Raw genomic sequence first — 20,434 nt, forward strand, 5'->3', positions numbered from 1 at the left:
GTGACATGTGGAGCTGACGAATACTAATAGATCGAGGACTTAACCATATAATATGTAGCAAATGTTATCTAGTTTTGAAGGAATATGCCTTCATAGTTTGGTGATGATGGCAGAGAGGTCACACCCGTTCCCATACCGAACACGGAAGTTAAGCTCTCTAGCGCCGATGGTAGTTGGGACCTTGTCCCTGTGAGAGTAGGACGTCGCCAAGCAACTAAAACACGAGTCAAATGACTCGTGTTTTTTCGTGTTTTATTTTATAATCCATAGTAATAAAAAATGTGTTTAAAGTATTCATATTTTGTTTAAATACAGGGGAATGTGGCTAGGATAGTGAATAAGCAAAAGAGTTGCAAATTTTATTAATACGTATATAATTAAAGTCAAAGATAGTCAAAGTCAATAAAGGTGGCGGATAAATGAGAAATATATCTGATATCATTGAGCAATATCTAAAGCAAGTTATTGACTTAAGTAATAATAATGTGATTGAAATCAAGAGAAATGAGATTGCGGATCGATTCGAGTGCGTACCATCTCAAATCAATTATGTAATCAATACCCGTTTTACGTTAGAAAGAGGATTTGTAGTAGAAAGTAAACGTGGTGGAGGAGGTTACATTCGCATTATAAAAGTCAAACTGCATGATGATATAGACATTATTGATCAAATGCTTCATATGATTGATCATAGCGTTGCGCAAGGGAATGCAGAAAGTATGATTATACGTTTAATAGAAGAGGGAATCATAACAAATCGTGAAGCGAAACTGATGTTAAGTGTAATAGACCGTTCTGTATTATCAATGGATGTTCCTTCTCGAGATGAACTTAGGGCTCGAATATTATGCGCAATGTTAAGAACACTGAAATATAAATAAATATAACTTTTGTAAAAGATTGATAACTAAGATAAAGCAGTTAAATATTGTAGAAGTTTTGAAAAAGAACATGCACTTTTATTTAAATGGATTCAGGAAAGCGAACAATCTAGTAATGTATGAAAAGTACCATGAGATAGAGCGTTCCTGTTGTAAAGGTGGGGATAGTGATGACTTGTCAAAACTGTAACATAAGACCAGCAACTTTACATTATACAAAAGTAATTAACGAGAAGAAGGCGGAAGTTCATCTTTGTGAGCAATGTGCAGAGCAAAGTGGCTATACGTCTTTCTTTCAATCATCGCAGTCTAACTTTTCATTTCATGATTTATTTGCTGGTTTATTACACGGTGAATCAACAATGTTTGAAGAAGGAAAAAATGGATTTTCAAATGCAGATATAGTAAGGTGTCCAGATTGTAAGATGACATATGAACAATTTACAAAAGTCGGACGTTTTGGCTGTTCTTCTTGTTACGATACATTTAAGGAGCATTTAAAGCCATTATTAAAACGCCTTCACGGCGGGCATACAGAACATTGTGGAAAAATTCCGGAACGTATAGAAGGAAATATCCACTTAAAGAAAGAATTAGATGAACTAAAACTTATTCTGAAACAATACGTACAGAAAGAGGAATTTGAGAAAGCTGCAGAGGTAAGGGATAAAATCCGAGGTCTTGAAATACAGCTTAGTGAGCATAGGGAGGGGGAATAATTCTATGTCACTGGACAAAATTATGAACGAAGCAATTAGTCCATGGATGAAGGGGGATGGCCCTGATTCTGATATTGTTTTAAGTAGTCGAATTCGTTTGGCTCGTAATTTTAAACAATATCAATTTTCCACTATGCAAAACGAAGAAGAAGCTAAACAGATTCATGAACTATTCAAAAAGAAATTTATAAATAAAGCAGTAGGTTCCTTTGGGGAGTTTGGACTATTAAAGATGAATGAATTAACCCCCCTTCAAAGGAGAGTTTTAGTCGAAAAGCATTTAATTAGTCCAAATCTTGCAGGGACAGAATATGGAGCATGTCTACTATCAGAAAGTGAACATATTAGTGTTATGCTTAATGAAGAAGACCATATTCGGATTCAGTGCCTATTTTCAGGATTACAGTTATCAGAGGCGCTTCAAAGCGCCAATCAAATAGATAATTGGATTGAGAAAGAAGTTGAATACGCTTTTGATGAGTCACTTGGATATATTACAAGTTGTCCTACTAATGTTGGCACAGGGTTAAGAGCTTCTGTGATGATTCATTTACCGGGACTGGTTTTAACAAAAAGAATTAGCCGTATTATACAAGTAATTCAAAAATTAGGGTTAGTAGTAAGAGGAATATACGGTGAAGGTAGCGAAGCGTTAGGTAATATATTTCAAGTTTCAAATCAAATGACGCTAGGAAAGTCTGAAGAAGATATTATTGCAGATTTAAAGAGTGTCATTCAACAAATTATACAGCAAGAAAAAATAGCTAGAGAATTAATTGTACAAAATTCAAGTATTGAACTTGAAGATAAGGTTTATCGTTCTTACGGCATACTAGCAAACAGTCGTTTAATTCAATCTGCAGAAGCAGCCAATTGCTTATCGGATGTACGACTTGGTATTGATCTAGGATATATAAAAGGTATATCGAGAAATATTTTGACTGAGCTAATGGTTCTTACACAACCAGGTATTTTACAACAATACGCAGGTGGACCTTTAGGGCCAGAAGAAAGAGATTATCGAAGAGCAACCTTAATCCGTGAGCGATTACGTATTGAAAAAAACTAAGCGCAAGTAGGAGGCGATTTCTATGATGTTTGGAAGATTTACAGAAAGAGCACAGAAAGTATTAGCTTTATCTCAAGAGGAAGCAATTCGTATTGGGCATAATAATATTGGAACAGAACATATTTTACTTGGGCTTGTACGCGAAGGTGAAGGAATTGCAGCAAAAGCATTAATTGCTCTTGGATTAAGTCCAGAGAAAGTTCAAAAAGAAGTAGAAGCGTTAATTGGGCGTGGAACAGAAGCTTCTCAAACTGTACATTATACACCTCGTGCTAAAAAGGTTATTGAATTATCTATGGATGAAGCGCGTAAGCTAGGCCATTCTTACGTTGGAACAGAACACATTTTACTCGGTTTAATCCGTGAAGGTGAAGGTGTAGCCGCACGTGTTTTAAATAATTTAGGTGTAAGTCTAAATAAAGCAAGACAACAAGTTTTACAACTTCTTGGAAGTAATGAAGCTAGTTCAGGTCATCAAGGTGGTTCAGCATCAAATGCAAATACACCGACACTTGACAGTTTAGCAAGGGACTTAACAGTTGTTGCGCGTGAAAATCGCTTAGACCCTGTTATTGGACGTGGTAAAGAAATTCAACGTGTAATTGAGGTATTAAGCCGTAGAACGAAAAACAACCCAGTATTAATTGGTGAGCCTGGTGTAGGTAAAACGGCAATTGCAGAAGGATTAGCACAGCAAATTGTAAATAATGAAGTTCCTGAAACTTTAAGAGATAAGCGTGTTATGACACTAGATATGGGTACAGTGGTAGCTGGAACGAAATATCGCGGTGAATTTGAAGATCGTTTAAAGAAAGTGATGGATGAAATTCGCCAAGCAGGCAATATTATTCTATTTATTGATGAGCTTCATACATTAATTGGTGCAGGTGGAGCAGAAGGTGCAATCGATGCATCGAATATTTTAAAACCATCTTTAGCACGAGGAGAGTTACAATGTATTGGGGCAACAACTTTAGATGAGTATCGTAAATATATTGAAAAAGACGCGGCTTTAGAAAGACGTTTTCAACCAATTCATGTTGATGAGCCAAGTTTAGAAGAATCGATTCAAATCTTGAAAGGTTTACGTGATCGTTATGAGGCGCATCACCGTGTATCTATTACAGATGACGCTATTGATGCAGCTGTAAAACTTTCAGATCGTTATATTACAGATCGCTTTTTACCAGATAAAGCAATTGATTTAATTGATGAAGCTGCTTCAAAAGTTCGCTTACGTTCTTATACAACACCACCAAACTTAAAAGAGCTTGAAGTGAAGCTTGAGGAGATTCGAAAAGAAAAAGATGCAGCTGTACAAAGTCAAGAATTTGAAAAGGCTGCATCCTTACGTGATATGGAGCAACGCTTACGTGAGAAGTTAGAAGATACAAAACGTCAATGGAAAGAGCAACAAGGAAAAGAAAATTCAGAGGTTACGGTAGAAGATATTGCAAATGTCGTTTCTACATGGACGCGTATCCCAGTTTCTAAACTTGCACAAACAGAGACTGATAAATTATTAAATTTAGAATCCATTCTCCATGATCGTTTGATTGGTCAAGATGAAGCAGTAGTAGCTGTAGCAAAAGCTGTTCGTCGTGCAAGAGCAGGATTAAAAGATCCGAAGCGCCCAATTGGTTCATTTATTTTCTTAGGGCCAACAGGTGTAGGTAAAACAGAACTTGCAAGAGCACTAGCAGAATCTATGTTCGGTGATGAAGATGCAATGATTCGCATCGATATGTCAGAATACATGGAGAAGCATTCTACTTCCCGTTTAGTTGGTTCTCCTCCAGGATATGTTGGATATGAAGAAGGTGGACAATTAACAGAGAAAGTTCGTCGCAAGCCATATTCAGTTGTCTTATTAGATGAGGTAGAGAAAGCTCATCCGGATGTGTTTAATATTTTACTACAAGTATTAGAAGATGGTCGTTTAACAGATTCTAAAGGACGTACAGTTGATTTCCGTAATACGATTGTTATTATGACGTCTAACGTTGGTGCCGAGGCGTTAAAACGTAACAAACATCTTGGATTTAATGTACAAGATGAAAGCCGTGATTATTCGGATATGAAAGGTAAAGTAATGGATGAGCTGAAAAAGGCATTTCGTCCAGAATTCTTAAACCGTATTGATGAAATTATCGTATTCCATATGCTTGAGAAAAAACATATTCAAGAGATTGTAACTCTTATGGTAAATCAGTTAGTTAATCGCTTAAAAGAACAAGAAATCGAATTGCACTTAACGGAAGGGGCAATTTCAGCTATTGCAGATAAAGGATTTGATCGTGAGTATGGCGCTCGTCCACTTCGCAGAGCAATTCAGAAACATGTAGAAGATAGACTATCAGAAGAACTTTTAAAAGGTGCTATTGAGAAAGGACAAAAAGTTATCTTTGATGTAGAAGGAGAATCATTTGTCATTCATAGTGCGGAAAAGGTAAAATAAGTATAGACAAACAAAGAGGGCTACGCGATAGCCCTCTTTCTTGTACGAGAAGGATAAACGTTTATAGACGAAAGTGAAGTGAACTATAAAAAGGTATGGCTAAAAAGAAAACGAAATTTATATGTCAAGAATGTGGTTATCAGTCACCAAAATATATGGGTAAATGTCCTGGATGTGGTCAATGGAATACACTTGTTGAAGAAATGGAGCCAGTTGTATCATCTAGGCGCCTTAATTACGCGAATGCAATTCAAACGGAAGTAACAAAACCAAGACGTCTTACCGAAGTAGAAACAAAGTCTGAGGCACGTATTGAAACGGAATTTCAAGAGTTTAATCGTGTGCTTGGTGGTGGAATTGTAGATGGGTCCTTAGTGCTTATTGGTGGAGACCCTGGGATTGGAAAATCAACATTACTATTACAGATTTCATCACAATTAGCAGATTCTTCATATGATGTATTATACATATCGGGTGAGGAGTCGGCAAAGCAGATTAAACTTCGTGCAGATCGTTTGCATGTAAAGGGTAGCAATCTATTTGTTGTAGCAGAGACAGACCTGCAGCGTATTGCAGCACATATTGAAGAGATGAATCCAGCTTTTGTTGTTATTGATTCTATTCAAACGATACATTTACCTGAAGTGACGTCAGCACCAGGAAGTGTGGCACAAGTACGTGAATGTACAGCGGAATTAATGAAACTTGCAAAAACAAAAGGAATCCCTATTTTCATTGTCGGGCATGTGACAAAAGAAGGAGCAATTGCAGGACCTCGTATGTTAGAACATATGGTCGATGCAGTTCTTTACTTTGAAGGAGATCGACACCATACGTATCGTATTTTACGGGCTGTGAAGAACCGTTTTGGTTCCACGAATGAAATGGGTATCTTTGAAATGAAAGAGCTTGGTCTTGCGGAAGTTTTAAATCCTTCTGAAATCTTCCTTGAGGAAAGGCCGGTTGGTGTTGCAGGATCAACAGTAGTTGCTTCAATGGAAGGAACAAGACCGGTTTTAGTAGAAATACAAGCATTAATCTCCCCTACTAGTTTTGGAAATCCTCGAAGAATGGCGACGGGAATTGATCATAACCGTGTTTCGCTTATTATGGCAGTATTAGAAAAAAGAACAGGTTTACTATTGCAAAATCAAGATGCATATTTAAAAGTAGCTGGTGGTTTGAAATTAGACGAACCGGCAATTGATTTAGCAGTGGCTTTAAGTATAGCCTCAAGTTTTAGAGATAAATCTACGGCACCAACTGATGCAGTAATAGGAGAAGTAGGATTAACTGGAGAAATAAGAAGAGTATCAAGAATCGAACAACGTGTACAAGAAGCGGCTAAATTAGGATTTCAACGTGTTATTATTCCTAGAAAAAACTTAGGAGGATGGACAATTCCGGATGGGATTGAGGTTGTAGGTGTTTCTAATTTAGGAGAAGCGCTTCGTTTGACATTAGGAGGCTAGGCTATGGAAGAAAATAAGCAACGTGTCAAAAGTATGATTAATATTTTACAGCTCGTGGCCCCAGGAACACCACTGCGTGAAGGGATAGATAATGTACTTCGCGCACAAACAGGGGGGCTAATTGTTCTTGGATATAATGAGCAGATTAAAAGTATTGTGGATGGTGGTTTTCACATTAATTGTGCATTCTCTCCTGCTAGTTTATATGAATTAGCAAAAATGGACGGGGCACTTATTTTAAATGAAACGGGAAGTAAAATTTTAATAGCGAATGCACAGTTAGTTCCAGAGGCATCTATTGATTCTATTGAAACCGGTATGCGTCACCGAACAGCAGAACGTGTAGCGAAGCAGACGGGCAGCCTTGTTGTGGCCATTTCACAAAGACGTAATGTAATTACGCTATATCAAGGGAACTTACGTTATACACTAAAAGATATAGGGGTTATTTTAACAAAGGCAAACCAAGCTATTCAAACGTTAGAAAAATATAAGGCTGTATGGAATGATGGTATTACGAATTTGGGCATTCTAGAATTTGAAGAGGTCGTTACAATGTCTGAGGTAGTTCACGTTTTACATAGTGTTGAAATGGTACTGCGTATTAAAAATGAAATATTGAGCTATATTCATGAGCTAGGAACAGAAGGTAGGTTAATTCGTTTACAGCTTACAGAATTACTAGCTGATTTAGAAGCAGAGGCAGCATTGTTAATTAAAGATTACCATCAGGAGAAAACACAAGACCATCATCAAATTTTGAAAAAGTTACAGGACCTTGCAAATACACAACTTTTAGAGGATAGTGATTTAGTTAAATTACTTGGTTACCCAGGGCAAACCAGTTTAGAAGAAAGTGTGACGCCAAGGGGATATCGAATTACAAGCAAAATCTCTCGTGTTCCGCCACTTATCATTGAAAATTTAATTAATCGATTCAAAACGTTGCAAGGAGTTTGTCGCGCGACTATTCATGAATTGGATGATGTGGAAGGAATTGGGGAAGTAAGGGCGAAGAAAATACGAGAAGGCCTAAAAAGAATTCAAGAGCATCTATATATGAGTAGACACAATTAAGAATATTACATTGATTCCATAATATAACGACACTAGAACATTTTTGGTATATGATATGATATATTGGTAAATAAAACTATTTATAAAAAAACACGTCCGCTTTTGCATTCGGCGTTTTGATTAGCGAAACAATGGTTAATAATGAGTAGGAGGTGGTTGGATGTTAAAACGGATCGTACAGCTCTTCTTTCTAGTGATCGGGGGAGCGTTAGGGATTTACTTAATCCCAAAAGTTATTAATGTATTAGACATCGGTGCTGTTCCTTTATTGGAAGGATCGTATGTTCGTGCGATTATTGGTGCAATTATTTTATTTTTAACAACATTTTGGCTTGTAGATTATATTGTTCAACTTATTAAGCATATTGAAGAGGCTCTTGTAAAGGCGCCTGTAGCAGATGTTTTATTTGGTACATTAGGATTGATCTCTGGTCTTATTGTTGCATATTTAATTTTAATACCGATTCGTGAATTTACAATTCCGGTTATTAGTACGGTATTGCAAGTGTTCTTCACTCTTTTACTTGGATATTTAGGATTCCAAGTAGGATTTAAAAAGAGGAATGAATTGCTAGGATTATTTACATTACCCCAACGCGGAGGTAAGAAGAAAAATAATAACGAGAACGAAGAGGCAGAAGCAGAAAAATCTACGACTCATTGGAAAATTCTCGATACGAGTGTAATTATCGATGGACGTATTGCTGACATTTGCCAAACGAAGTTTTTGGAAGGAACAATTGTGATTCCACAATTCGTATTAGAAGAGCTTCAGCATATTGCCGATTCTTCCGATGCTTTAAAGCGTAATCGTGGTCGCAGAGGACTAGACATTTTAAATCGTATTCAAAAAGAGATGCCGATTCCGGTAGAAATTTATGAAGGCGATTTCGAGGATATCCAAGAGGTGGATAGCAAACTTGTAAAGTTAGCAAAAATCACCGGTGGAACTGTAGTAACGAATGATTTTAACTTAAATAAAGTTTCTGAATTACAAGGAGTAACAGTGTTAAACATTAATGATTTAGCTAATGCAATTAAACCAGTTGTACTCCCTGGCGAAGAATTAAATGTTTATGTTGTGAAAGATGGTAAAGAGCAAAACCAAGGTGTTGCGTACTTAGATGATGGTACGATGATTGTAGTAGAAGATGGTAGAGAGTATGTAGGTTCGCAACTTAATGTACTGGTTACTAGCGTATTACAAACATCAGCTGGTCGTATGATTTTCGCAAAACGTAAATTATTAGAAAAAGCATTATAGGTAGAGGATTATTAATATGTATACATTAATTATTCCGGCAGCCGGCCAAGGAAAGCGGATGGGTGCTGGCAAAAATAAGTTGTTCTTACTTATAAATGAAGTACCGATTATCGTTCATACATTACGTGCTTTTGAAAGAGATAAAGCGTGCAAAAGTATTGTTATGGCAATTAACGAAGAGGAACGCCCGTATTTTGAAGAATTAATGCAGAAGTATCCGATTGAAAAACAGGTACAATTTATTCAGGGTGGAGCCGAAAGACAAGATAGTGTATATAACGCGATTCAGCATGCGAGTGATGTTGAATACGTTCTTGTACATGACGGAGCGCGCCCATTCGTAACGAATAAAGTGATTCAAGATGTATTAACAGCAGCAGAAAAATATGGAGCTTCCATTTGTGCAGTGCCAGTAAAGGATACAGTTAAGAAGGTAGAGCAAGGTGTTGTTGTCGAAACGGTAGAACGATCTCAGCTTAAGGCTGTACAAACACCGCAAGGGTTCTCTGTTTCTCTTTTGCTAGAAGCTCATAGAAGTGCAAAACAGAGCTGTTTTCTTGGTACAGATGATGCAAGTCTCGTGGAACGTATTGGAAAGCAAGTAGGTGTAGTAGAAGGGAGTTACTATAATATTAAAGTGACGACTCCAGAGGATTTACTAATTGCTGAAAGTTTCCTTCATGTTCTGAAAAAATAGCCGTGATGGTGTATAACAAAGAAAAGCTCGGCAATGGCCGGGCTTTTCTTTGTAAGGATATCGATATAATATAGAGTCATAAAGCTCAGTGGTTTAGCTCAAGGAGGATGTAAAGAATGTTTCGAATTGGACAAGGTTTTGACGTGCATGAATTTGCAGAAGGTAGACCGTTAATTATTGGCGGAATTACAATTCCACACGAGAAAGGATTAATCGGCCATTCAGATGCAGATGTATTGTTACATACGATTGCTGATGCATGTTTAGGTGCCATTGCAGCAGGAGATATCGGAAAGCATTTTCCTGATACAGACCCAGCTTTTAAAGATGCAGATTCAGCTGTATTGTTGCAAAAAGTTTGGGAATTTGTGCGTGAACAAGGTTACGAGTTAGGGAATTTAGATTGTACAATTATTGCTCAAAAGCCAAAAATGGCACCGCATATTGAAAGTATGCGTAAACGTATTAGTGAACTGTTAGAAACGTCTATAGATAACATTAATGTAAAGGCAACTACAACAGAAAAATTAGGATTTACAGGTAGGGAAGAAGGAATTGCCTCTCAAGCAGTGGTATTATTACAGAAAAAATAATGGTTTTTAATTCGTAAGATGGATAATCACATTTTTTTGTTGTACAATTATAGAATGTGTAGACATTAAGAATGGAAGGTGTACCAATTATGGAAAAGCAAGTGAGAGTGCGCTATGCGCCAAGTCCAACAGGACACTTACATATCGGAAATGCGCGTACGGCATTATTTAATTATTTATTTGCTCGTCATTTAGATGGCAAGTTTATTATTCGTATTGAAGATACTGATGTAAAACGTAACGTGGCTGGTGGAGAAGAAAGCCAATTAAAATACTTAAAATGGCTCGGTATGGACTGGGATGAAGGTGTTGATGTTGGCGGTGAATTTGGACCATATCGTCAAACAGAGCGTTTAGATATTTATAAAAAATTATATCTAGATTTATTAGAGCGTGGTTTAGCTTACAAATGTTATATGACAGAAGAAGAGCTAGAAGCAGAGCGTGAAGGACAAATTTCTCGTGGTGAAACACCTCGTTATGCAGGTAACCACCGTGATTTAACTGAAGAACAAATGAAAGAATTTGAAGCTGAGGGACGTATTCCGAGTATTCGTTTCCGTGTACCAGCTAATCGTGATTACACATTCAAAGACATCGTAAAAGACGAAGTTGCATTCCATTCAAATGATTTTGGTGATTTTGTTATCGTGAAAAAAGATGGAATCCCAACTTATAACTTTGCGGTAGCAGTAGATGATCACTTAATGGAGATTACACATGTACTTCGTGGTGATGATCATATTTCAAACACGCCAAAACAAATGATGATTTATGAAGCTTTCGGTTGGGATATCCCACAATTCGGTCATATGACTTTAATTGTAAATGAAAGTCGTAAAAAATTAAGCAAGCGTGATGAATCTATTATTCAATTTATTGAGCAATATAAAGAGCTTGGATATCTTCCAGAAGCAATCTTTAACTTTATTGCGCTATTAGGTTGGTCACCAGTAGGTGAAGAAGAAATCTTCTCTAAAGATGAGTTTATCAAAATGTTTGATGCAGCTCGTTTATCAAAATCACCTGCATTATTTGATTCTCAAAAACTAAAATGGATGAACAACCAGTATATGAAAAAGCAAGATTTAGATACGGTTGTAGAGTTAAGTTTACCGCATTTAGTGAAAGCTGGACGTGTGGGAGAAACTTTAAGTGAACAAGATCAAGATTGGATCCGTGGTGTAATTGCTTTATACCATGAACAAATGAGTTTTGGAGCTGAAATTGTAGAGCTTTCTGAAATGTTCTTCAAAGATCATGTTGATTATGAAGAAGAAGGACAAGAAGTATTAAAAGGTGAACAAGTACCAGAAGTACTTCGTGCATTTGCTGGTCAAGTAGAAGCACTAGAAGCGATGGAACCAGCAGCAATTAAGGCGGCTATTAAAGCAGTTCAAAAGGAAACAGGTCATAAAGGTAAAAACTTATTTATGCCAATCCGTGTTGCAACTACTGGTCAAACACATGGTCCAGAGCTTCCGAATGCTATTGCACTTCTTGGAAAAGAAAAAGTTTTAAATCGTCTTCAAAAAGTAATTGGTTAACATTTTCTAGGTTTAGAAATATAATAAGTATACTTAAAACCTAATAAGGAAAAGCGACGAGAAGGAGAAGTAGAAAATCAGGCTTTTTACAGAGAGAACCACCTTTAGGCTGGAAGTGGTTTATAAGCGGATTTTTGAAATGCCCCTTCGAGTCTTCTGCTGAACAGTAAATTGTTTTGCGAAACGTCTTAGGGCGTAAAGTAAGCAGAAGCGGTGTACACCGTTATCAGAGATGAGTTTGAGGCTTTTTTAGCCTAAACAGAGTGGAACCGCGCTTATAAGGCGTCTCTGTCAATATGACAGAGGCGTCTTTTTTTATACCGTAAAACTGGGTATGAGTATAAATTTTATCTACGTGTATAAAGATTTAGGGAGATAAGTAGGGAGTTAGTTCATTCGAAAAAGCAGCCCATAAAGGGGAGGGAACGTCGATGTTTAAGAGGCTTCGGGAAGATATTGAAGTCGTTTTTGAACAGGATCCAGCGGCAAGAAGTTATTTCGAAGTCATTTTGACTTACTCTGGATTACATGCAGTTTGGGCCCATCGAATTGCACATGCTTTTTATAAAAAAAATTTCTTCTTTATTGCACGTTGGATCTCACAAGTTAGTCGTTTCTTTACTGGCATTGAGATTCATCCAGGAGCAACAATTGGTCGTCGTTTTTTCATAGACCATGGAATGGGGGTTGTAATTGGAGAAACGTGCGAAATTGGTGATAATGTAACGATCTATCAAGGGGTTACATTAGGTGGTACGGGTAAAGAAAAGGGAAAGAGGCACCCTACAATTCAGGATAATGTATTAATTGCAACAGGTGCTAAAGTACTAGGTTCTATTACAGTTGGAGAGAATTCTAAAATTGGAGCAGGTTCTGTCGTATTAAAAGAAGTCCCTGCACATTCTACAGTTGTAGGTATACCTGGCCGAGTCGTTATTCAAAATGGAGTAAAAATCGGTCAAGAATTAAATCATTCTGACCTTCCAGACCCAATTTTTGATAAGTTAAAGGTCATGGAAGTAGAACTTGATAAATTGAAAAAACAACTTGAAGTAAAGGTAGAAAGGAAGGATAAAAATGACTATTCACATTTATAATACGTTAACACGTCAAAAGGAAGAGTTTACTCCATTAGAAGAAAATAAGGTAAAGATGTATGTGTGTGGACCTACAGTTTATAACTATATTCACATTGGGAATGCAAGACCACCTATGGTATTTGATACGGTACGCCGTTATTTAGAATATAAAGGGTATGATGTGCAGTATGTGTCCAACTTTACTGACGTAGATGATAAATTAATTAAAGCAGCAAATGAATTAGGTGAAGATGTGCCGACAATTGCTGACCGTTTCGTTGAAGCGTACTTTGAGGATGTAACGGCACTAGGTTGCAAACACGCAACAGTTCATCCGCGTGTAACGGAAAATATGGATATCATTATTGAATTTATTCAAGAACTTGTGAATAAAGGATATGCATATGAATCAGAAGGTGATGTGTACTTTAGAACGAAGGAATTCGAAGGATACGGTAAATTATCGCATCAACCAATCGCAGACTTACGTCACGGTGCGCGTATTGAAGTAGGAGAAAAGAAACAAGACCCTCTTGATTTTGCTTTATGGAAAGATGCTAAAGAAGGAGAAATCTTCTGGGAAAGCCCTTGGGGGAAAGGTCGTCCAGGCTGGCATATTGAATGCTCGGCAATGGCACGTAAATACTTAGGAGATACAATCGATATTCATGCTGGTGGTCAAGACTTAGCATTTCCTCATCATGAGAATGAAATTGCGCAGTCTGAGGCGTTAACTGGAAAAACATTTGCACGTTACTGGATGCACAATGGATATATTAATATTAATAATGAGAAGATGTCTAAGTCATTGGGGAACTTTATTTTAGTTCACGATATCATTAAGCAATATAATCCGCAGTTAATTAGATTCTTTATGCTATCGGTACATTACCGTCATCCAATTAATTTCAGTGAAGAGTTATTACAAAGCACAAATAACGGACTGGAAAGAATTAAGACGGCTTACGGTAACTTAAAACACCGTATGGAGAGTAGTACTGATTTAACAGACCATAATGAGAAATGGTTAGCGGAACTGGAAAAATTCCAGACTGCATTTGAAGAAGCGATGAATGATGACTTCAACACTGCTAATGCAATCACTGAGTTATATAATGTGGCAAATCATGCGAATCAATATTTACTGGAAGAACATACGTCTACAGTGGTAATTGAAGCATACGTAAAACAACTTGAAACATTATTTGATATTTTAGGGTTAGAATTAGCGCAAGAAGAGTTGCTTGATGAAGAAATTGAGGCACTTATTCAAAAACGCATTGAAGCTCGTAAAAATCGTGATTTTGCATTATCAGATCAAATTCGCGATGACTTAAAAGACCGTAATATTATTTTAGAAGATACCGCTCAAGGTACAAGATGGAAAAGAGGATAAGAATGATTGATGCAAAGCAATTAAACAGCTTAGCGTTAGCATACATGGGTGATGCGGTATATGAACAATATATCCGCTATCACCTACTTCAAAAAGGGAAAGTTCGCCCTAATCAATTACATCGATTAGGGACGAGCTTTGTTTCAGCAAAAGCACAGGCGAAAGTTGTTTATCATTTATTAGAGACGGCGTTTTTGACAGAGGAAGAAGAGGCGGTATTAAGAAGAGGACGTAATGCAAATTCAGGTACAGTTCCAAAAAATACGGATGTACAAACATATCGACATAGTACAGCCTTTGAAGCGCTAATTGGTTATCATCATTTATTAAATAACCGTGAAAGATTAGACGAAATTGTATATAAGGCAATTGCAGTTTTAGAAGAAAAGGAAGGGGGCACATCATCATGAGTAGTGAATATATTATCGGACGTAACCCTGTAATTGAGGCGTTACGATCAGGGAGAGATATAAATAAAATTTGGATCGCAGAAGGTGCTGCCAAAGGACAAGTACAGATTGTACTAGCGTTAGCGAAAGAAAATAAGGTTATTTTACAACATGCACCAAAGAAAAAGTTAGATCAATTAGTTGAGGGTAATCATCAAGGTGTAATTGCTCAAGTAGCTGCATATCAGTATGCGGAGTTAGAAGAGTTATTCAAAGTGGCAGAAAAACGTAATGAAGATCCATTCTTCTTAATTTTAGATGAGATTGAAGATCCCCATAACCTAGGTTCTATTATGCGTACTGCTGATGCGACAGGAGCTCATGGAATTATTATTCCAAAGAGAAGGGCTGTGGGGCTTACAGCGTCAGTTGCGAAAGCATCAACAGGAGCGATTGAATACATTCCTGTTGCGCGCGTAACGAACTTATCCCGTACAATTGATGAATTAAAAGAACGTGGACTTTGGATTGCTGGTACAGATGCCAAAGGGAAAACGGATTACCGTAATTTAGATGGTAAAATGCCAATTGGGTTAGTAATTGGTAGTGAAGGAAAAGGTATGAGTCGTATTATTGGTGAAAAGTGTGATTTCCTAATCACTCTACCGATGGTTGGTAAAGTTACATCCTTAAATGCTTCCGTAGCCGCAAGTTTGTTAATGTATGAGGTATATCGTAAACGTCACGAAATTGGTAAATAAAAGATGAACGATATTTTAATCGTTGACGGTTACAACATTATCGGAGCTTGGGGAGATTTGAAGAAACTGCGGGATGTAGATTTACAATCATCAAGAGATGCACTTATTGATAAGATGGCGGATTATCAAGGTTATACAGGTACAAAAGTGATGATAGTCTTTGATGCCTATACAGTACATGGTATTGAAAAAAAGATGAAACAATCTCGTGTGGAAGTAATATTCACACGAAAGAATCAAACTGCAGACGAAAAGATAGAGCAACTTGCGATAGAGCTTAGAAATATAAATACACGAATATATGTTGCGACTTCTGATTACACGGAACAATGGGTTATATTTGCGCAAGGTGCCCTTCGGAAATCTGCGCGTGAATTAGAGTTGGAAGTACAGGCAATGGAGCAACAAGTAAGAAGGCGTACAAAAGACACGAAAGAACAGCAACCCGCCATGCGAAAGATATTTAGTAAAGATATTACAGAAAAATTAGAAAAATTAAGAAGAGGAGAGCGTTGAAGCATTGACGCTCTTTGTCTTTTTACTGTATAATATTGCTAAATAAATAGCGGTCGGAGGGATCAAGGTGGAAGCAGGCTTCGTAAGTGTAGGCGACGTTACATTTCGTGATTTAGAGGATGAGGCAATCGTTGAGTTAGTTCGAAAAGGTAATACTGACGCTCTAGAATATTTAATTCACAAATATAAGAACTTTGTTCGCGCGAAATCAAGATCTTACTTTTTAGTGGGTGCCGATCGAGAAGATATTGTTCAAGAAGGTATGATAGGATTGTTTAAAGCAATTCGTGATTATAAAGAGGACAAGCTGTCTTCATTCAAAGCATTTGCTGAACTGTGTATCACTCGACAAATTATTACCGCTATTAAAACGGCAACAAGGCAAAAACATATTCCCTTAAATTCGTATGTGTCTTTAGATAAGCCGATTTACGATGAGGAATCTGATCGAACATTATTGGATGTTATTTCTGAAGCGAAGGTAACTGATCCTGAAGAGATGATTATTAGCCAAGAAGAATATACAGACATAGAATCAAAAATATCAGAATTATTAAGCGATTTAGAAAGAAAAGTACTTTCTTTATATCTAGATGGGCGTTCTTATCAAGAGATTTCAGAACAGTTAAACAGACATGTGAAATCTATTGATAACGCTTTACAGCGGGTGAAGAGGAAATTGGAACGATATATGGAAATGCGAGAAAGTACAACTTTAAATTCATAACAAATAACAAGTGCAACAGGTGTAAAATAAATCACCTGTTTTCTTTTGTAGACAGTACAAAATGCATGTCATTGACATTGTCTTTTATTGTATGATACATTTTTAGGGACATAATGTTACAAGGTTGGTGTAACTAATGAGGAAAAAAGTTGTACTCTCATGTGAAGAGTGTAAAAATCGAAACTACTCTACTATGAAAGATACGAGCTCAATAGAGCGACTTGAAATAAAAAAGTTTTGTAAAACATGCAATCAGCATACAGTTCACAAGGAAACAAAATAAATAATTGAAATAATACACTGGAGGTCCCGCAGATGCGTTTAACGAACTTTTTCGGCGATGTAGGTCGCGAAATGAAAAAAGTAAGTTGGCCTAAAAAAGATGAATTACTCCGCTCAACAGCGACTGTTGTTGCTACAGTTGTGTTCTTTGCGATTTTCTTCGCAGTAGTTGATATGGGCATTTCTTCTTTAATTCGGTTAATTCTTGGTTAATTCTTGAATAAGAAGCACTTATCCATGATATAATGTTATTTATAAGAACTGTGTAAAAGCCCGGTGAACGGGTTTTTTCATTTGCGCAAAAAAATGTACGTCAGGGAGGGAAGGACGCTCGTCCTAAATGAATGGAAAAAAGTTGGTATGTTGTCCATACTTATTCTGGATATGAAAATAAAGTAAAAGCAAACCTAGAGAAGCGTGTAGAATCAATGGGTATGCAAGATAAAATTTTCCGTGTTGTTGTCCCGGAAGAAGTAGAAGTAGAAATGAAAAACGGAAAAGAAAAATTAATGAAAAGAAAAGTGTTCCCAGGTTATGTATTAGTAGAATTAATCATGACTGATGATTCTTGGTATGTTGTACGTAACACGCCGGGTGTAACTGGGTTCGTTGGTTCTTCTGGTTCTGGATCTAAACCATCACCTCTATTAGAAGAGGAAGTTGTTACCATTATGAAACATATGGGAATGGACAACGAAGTGGTTGATTTCGACTTTGAACTTCATGAGACAGTACGTGTAAATGAGGGGCCATTCGCAGATTATACAGGTGCTATTGAAGAAATTGATGTGGAGAAGAAAAAGGTTAGCGTACTTGTGGACATGTTTGGTCGCGAGACTCCAGTTGAACTTGACTTCCATCAAATTGAAAAATTATAAAATGAAACTTGAAATGAATTGTAAAAAGTGATAATATCTTTTAAGTCAGTACGTCTTCGTTATCGGAGACGTTTTTTGAAAGATTTTATCCTTACAGATAAAATATGACGTGGGAGGGCAAATCACTGTCCAATTGACCACATCACGGACTTAAGGAGGTGTGTCTCGTGGCTAAAAAGGTAATTAAAATGGTAAAGCTTCAAATTCCTGCAGGTAAAGCTAACCCAGCTCCACCAGTTGGTCCAGCATTAGGACAAGCAGGTGTTAACATCATGGGCTTCTGTAAAGAGTTTAACGCTCGTACAGCAGATCAAGCTGGTCTTATCATCCCTGTTGAAATTACGGTATTTGAGGACCGTTCATTCACTTTCATTACTAAAACTCCTCCTGCTGCTGTTCTTCTTAAGAAAGTAGCTGGTATTGAGTCTGGTTCTGGTGAACCAAACCGTAATAAAGTGGCAACTGTTAAGCGTGATAAAGTACGCGAAATCGCTGAAACTAAAATGCCTGACCTAAACGCTGCTAGCGTAGAAGCTGCAATGCGTATGGTTGAAGGTACTGCACGCAGTATGGGCATCGTTATCGAAGACTAATTCGATTTGTTTTTAAAAAAGGTTGCGGGTCTGGAATTCCAATTCGCAACCTTTATTATCGTAAATGATTATTGTTTTTAAATAAATGGATGGCGCTCATCCTCAGGTTATACCTGAAAACAGGCGTAAACGTGGGAGGTTATTCCGCTAAAACCACATTCGAGGAGGAAATAAAAATGGCTAAAAGAGGTAAAAAGTACGTAGAAGCTGCAAAGCTTGTTGATCGTGCATCTGCTTACTCTGCAACAGAAGCAGTAGAATTAGTAAAGAAAACAAACACAGCTAAATTTGATGCAACTGTAGAAGCTGCATTCCGTTTAGGTGTTGACCCTAAGAAAGCTGACCAACAAATCCGTGGTGCAGTTGTTCTTCCGCACGGTACTGGTAAAGTACAACGTGTATTAGTGTTCGCTAAAGGTGAAAAAGCTAAAGAAGCTGAAGCTGCTGGCGCTGACTTCGTAGGCGATACTGATTACATCGGTAAAATCCAACAAGGTTGGTTCGATTTCGATGTAGTAGTAGCAACTCCTGACATGATGGGTGAAGTTGGTAAACTTGGTCGCGTATTAGGACCTAAAGGTTTAATGCCAAACCCTAAAACTGGAACAGTTACTTTCGATGTAACTAAAGCTGTTAACGAAATCAAAGCTGGTAAAGTTGAATACCGCGTTGATAAAGCTGGTAACATCCATGTTCCAATCGGTAAAGTATCTTTCGAAGATGCTAAATTAGTAGAAAACTTCAAAACAATCGCTGACACTTTATTAAAAGTTAAGCCATCTGCTGCAAAAGGTACTTACATGAAGAACGTAACAGTTGCTTCTACAATGGGACCTGGCGTACGCGTAGACGTTTCTACATTAGCGTAAAAATTGGAAGTTGACTTCATAAAGAAGATTTAATATAATCATTTATGTTGTGAATTTAAATAGTGTACCGTAGACAGTAGGTGTCAATAGACTTAATTTCCTACCTAGGTGTTAATATACGAAACGGAATTTTTTTCTGTGACTATATGCCTCCATGTCTACAAGTTGGGCATGGAGGTTTTTAGTGCACTTTCGGTACATCTTCTATATAATCTACAGGAGGTGTAATAACATGAGCAAAGTAATCGAAACTAAACAACAAGTTGTAACTGAAATCGCGGACAAACTTCGTGCTAGTAAATCTACAATTGTTGTTGACTACCGTGGTTTAACAGTTTCTGAAGCAACAGAATTACGTAAGCAATTACGTGAAGCTGGCGTTGAGTTCAAAGTTTACAAAAACTCTCTAACTCGTCGTGCTGCAGAATCTGCTGAAATGGCTGAGTTAAACGAATTCTTAACAGGACCAAACGCAATCGCGTTCAGTAACGAGGATGTAGTTGCTCCTGCGAAAGTATTAAACGACTTCGCTACAAAACATGAAGCTTTAGAAATTAAAGCGGGCGTAATCGAAGGTAAACTTGTAACACTTGATGAGGTTAAAGCAATCGCTACTCTTCCATCACGTGAAGGCTTACTTTCTATGCTTCTTAGCGTTCTTCAAGCTCCAATCCGTAACCTTGCACTTGCTACTAAAGCAGTTGCAGAACAAAAGGAAGAGCAAGGCGCTTAATTTTTTAAAAGATAATTACTTGTTATCTATAAAACAATACAAACCTATTTAAGGGAGGATATTTACAATGACTAAAGAACAAATCATTGAAGCAGTTAAATCTATGACTGTATTAGAACTTAACGACTTAGTAAAAGCTATCGAGGAAGAATTCGGCGTAACTGCTGCTGCTCCTGTAGCTGTAGCTGGTGGCGCTGGTGAAGCTGCTGCTGAAAAAACTGAGTTTGACGTAGTACTTGCAAGTGCTGGCGCTCAAAAAATCAAAGTTATCAAAGCTGTACGTGAAATCACTGGTCTTGGCTTAAAAGAAGCTAAAGAATTAGTTGACAACACTCCAAAAGCAATCAAAGAAGGCGTTTCTAAAGAGGAAGCTGAAGAAATGAAAGCTAAACTTGAAGAAGTTGGCGCTGCTGTAGAAGTTAAGTAATTAACTT

Annotated in this window: 23 protein-coding genes, 1 rRNA gene and 2 other annotated features; all 24 genes read left to right on the forward strand. The window is 37.3% G+C overall.

The window, feature by feature from the left end; genetic code table 11:
- Positions 1-96 precede the first annotated feature (96 nt).
- The 24 genes from rrf to rplL all read left to right on the forward strand — a co-directional run bounded on the left by rrf (position 97) and on the right by rplL (position 20,427).
- Positions 97-212 (forward strand): 5S ribosomal RNA (gene rrf / locus CQ064_RS29190).
- 207 nt (positions 213-419) lie between these two features.
- Complete coding sequence (gene ctsR, locus CQ064_RS29195) at positions 420-881, forward strand: transcriptional regulator CtsR (RefSeq protein ID WP_001244560.1); 462 nt, start codon at positions 420-422, stop codon at positions 879-881.
- Positions 882-1,051: 170 nt separating this feature from the next.
- Positions 1,052-1,600 (forward strand): protein-arginine kinase activator protein McsA, encoded by a 549-nt coding sequence (mcsA, locus tag CQ064_RS29200; RefSeq protein ID WP_000128385.1) that lies wholly within the window; start codon positions 1,052-1,054, stop codon positions 1,598-1,600.
- A 4-nt stretch (positions 1,601-1,604) separates the two neighbouring features.
- Entirely contained in the window at positions 1,605-2,669 is a 1,065-nt protein-coding gene (mcsB, locus tag CQ064_RS29205; protein WP_000050836.1) for a protein-arginine kinase McsB, read from the forward strand.
- Between the two features lie 22 nt (positions 2,670-2,691).
- Positions 2,692-5,127 (forward strand): ATP-dependent protease ATP-binding subunit ClpC, encoded by a 2,436-nt coding sequence (gene clpC / locus CQ064_RS29210; RefSeq protein ID WP_000971170.1) that lies wholly within the window; start codon positions 2,692-2,694, stop codon positions 5,125-5,127.
- A gap of 95 nt (positions 5,128-5,222) precedes the next feature.
- Positions 5,223-6,599 (forward strand): DNA repair protein RadA, encoded by a 1,377-nt coding sequence (gene radA / locus CQ064_RS29215; RefSeq protein WP_001085199.1) that lies wholly within the window; start codon positions 5,223-5,225, stop codon positions 6,597-6,599.
- Between the two features lie 3 nt (positions 6,600-6,602).
- Complete coding sequence (gene disA, locus CQ064_RS29220) at positions 6,603-7,676, forward strand: DNA integrity scanning diadenylate cyclase DisA (RefSeq protein ID WP_000392164.1); 1,074 nt, start codon at positions 6,603-6,605, stop codon at positions 7,674-7,676.
- Between the two features lie 160 nt (positions 7,677-7,836).
- Positions 7,837-8,940 carry a PIN/TRAM domain-containing protein gene (locus tag CQ064_RS29225; protein ID WP_000919679.1) on the forward strand — a complete coding sequence of 368 codons (1,104 nt, stop codon included), beginning with the start codon at positions 7,837-7,839 and terminating at the stop codon, positions 8,938-8,940.
- 16 nt (positions 8,941-8,956) lie between these two features.
- On the forward strand, positions 8,957-9,637 hold the full coding sequence (ispD, locus tag CQ064_RS29230; RefSeq protein WP_000288307.1) for a 2-C-methyl-D-erythritol 4-phosphate cytidylyltransferase: 681 nt from the start codon (positions 8,957-8,959) through the stop codon (positions 9,635-9,637).
- A gap of 116 nt (positions 9,638-9,753) precedes the next feature.
- Positions 9,754-10,230 carry a 2-C-methyl-D-erythritol 2,4-cyclodiphosphate synthase gene (ispF, locus tag CQ064_RS29235; protein ID WP_000488386.1) on the forward strand — a complete coding sequence of 159 codons (477 nt, stop codon included), beginning with the start codon at positions 9,754-9,756 and terminating at the stop codon, positions 10,228-10,230.
- An 89-nt stretch (positions 10,231-10,319) separates the two neighbouring features.
- Entirely contained in the window at positions 10,320-11,777 is a 1,458-nt protein-coding gene (gene gltX / locus CQ064_RS29240; protein ID WP_000415150.1) for a glutamate--tRNA ligase, read from the forward strand.
- A 47-nt stretch (positions 11,778-11,824) separates the two neighbouring features.
- Positions 11,825-12,070, forward strand: a binding site (T-box leader).
- A 138-nt stretch (positions 12,071-12,208) separates the two neighbouring features.
- Entirely contained in the window at positions 12,209-12,874 is a 666-nt protein-coding gene (gene cysE, locus CQ064_RS29245; protein ID WP_000476500.1) for a serine O-acetyltransferase, read from the forward strand.
- Entirely contained in the window at positions 12,855-14,252 is a 1,398-nt protein-coding gene (cysS, locus tag CQ064_RS29250; RefSeq protein WP_000152273.1) for a cysteine--tRNA ligase, read from the forward strand. Before cysE ends, cysS begins: the two co-directional genes overlap by 20 nt.
- Before the next feature lie 2 nt (positions 14,253-14,254).
- Positions 14,255-14,662 carry a Mini-ribonuclease 3 gene (locus tag CQ064_RS29255; protein WP_000564261.1) on the forward strand — a complete coding sequence of 136 codons (408 nt, stop codon included), beginning with the start codon at positions 14,255-14,257 and terminating at the stop codon, positions 14,660-14,662.
- Positions 14,659-15,402 (forward strand): 23S rRNA (guanosine(2251)-2'-O)-methyltransferase RlmB, encoded by a 744-nt coding sequence (rlmB, locus tag CQ064_RS29260; RefSeq protein ID WP_000093765.1) that lies wholly within the window; start codon positions 14,659-14,661, stop codon positions 15,400-15,402. The genes CQ064_RS29255 and rlmB overlap by 4 nt, the downstream gene beginning before the upstream one ends.
- A 3-nt stretch (positions 15,403-15,405) precedes the next feature.
- Positions 15,406-15,918 (forward strand): NYN domain-containing protein, encoded by a 513-nt coding sequence (locus CQ064_RS29265; protein ID WP_000997887.1) that lies wholly within the window; start codon positions 15,406-15,408, stop codon positions 15,916-15,918.
- Between the two features lie 67 nt (positions 15,919-15,985).
- Positions 15,986-16,645: an RNA polymerase factor sigma-70 gene (locus CQ064_RS29270; protein WP_000387198.1), complete on the forward strand. Its 660-nt coding sequence runs from the start codon at positions 15,986-15,988 to the stop codon at positions 16,643-16,645.
- A 136-nt stretch (positions 16,646-16,781) separates the two neighbouring features.
- Entirely contained in the window at positions 16,782-16,928 is a 147-nt protein-coding gene (gene rpmG / locus CQ064_RS29275) for a 50S ribosomal protein L33 (RefSeq protein WP_014481927.1), read from the forward strand.
- A 32-nt stretch (positions 16,929-16,960) separates the two neighbouring features.
- Complete coding sequence (gene secE, locus CQ064_RS29280; RefSeq protein ID WP_001241323.1) at positions 16,961-17,140, forward strand: preprotein translocase subunit SecE; 180 nt, start codon at positions 16,961-16,963, stop codon at positions 17,138-17,140.
- 131 nt (positions 17,141-17,271) lie between these two features.
- Positions 17,272-17,805, forward strand: a complete 534-nt coding sequence (gene nusG, locus CQ064_RS29285) for a transcription termination/antitermination protein NusG (protein ID WP_000415794.1) — start codon at positions 17,272-17,274, stop codon at positions 17,803-17,805.
- A gap of 167 nt (positions 17,806-17,972) precedes the next feature.
- A complete protein-coding gene (gene rplK / locus CQ064_RS29290; RefSeq protein WP_001085872.1) occupies positions 17,973-18,398 on the forward strand; it encodes a 50S ribosomal protein L11 in 426 nt (141 codons plus the stop codon).
- A 176-nt stretch (positions 18,399-18,574) separates the two neighbouring features.
- Complete coding sequence (gene rplA, locus CQ064_RS29295; protein ID WP_002094239.1) at positions 18,575-19,267, forward strand: 50S ribosomal protein L1; 693 nt, start codon at positions 18,575-18,577, stop codon at positions 19,265-19,267.
- Between the two features lie 49 nt (positions 19,268-19,316).
- Positions 19,317-19,460: a sequence feature (ribosomal protein L10 leader region), on the forward strand.
- 39 nt (positions 19,461-19,499) lie between these two features.
- Complete coding sequence (gene rplJ, locus CQ064_RS29300; RefSeq protein WP_000048718.1) at positions 19,500-20,000, forward strand: 50S ribosomal protein L10; 501 nt, start codon at positions 19,500-19,502, stop codon at positions 19,998-20,000.
- Between the two features lie 67 nt (positions 20,001-20,067).
- A complete protein-coding gene (rplL, locus tag CQ064_RS29305) occupies positions 20,068-20,427 on the forward strand; it encodes a 50S ribosomal protein L7/L12 (protein WP_000159737.1) in 360 nt (119 codons plus the stop codon).
- Positions 20,428-20,434: the final 7 nt, after the last annotated feature.

Source organism: Bacillus sp. MYb78 (assembly GCF_002975115.1).
GTDB lineage: Bacteria > Bacillota > Bacilli > Bacillales > Bacillaceae_G > Bacillus_A > Bacillus_A cereus.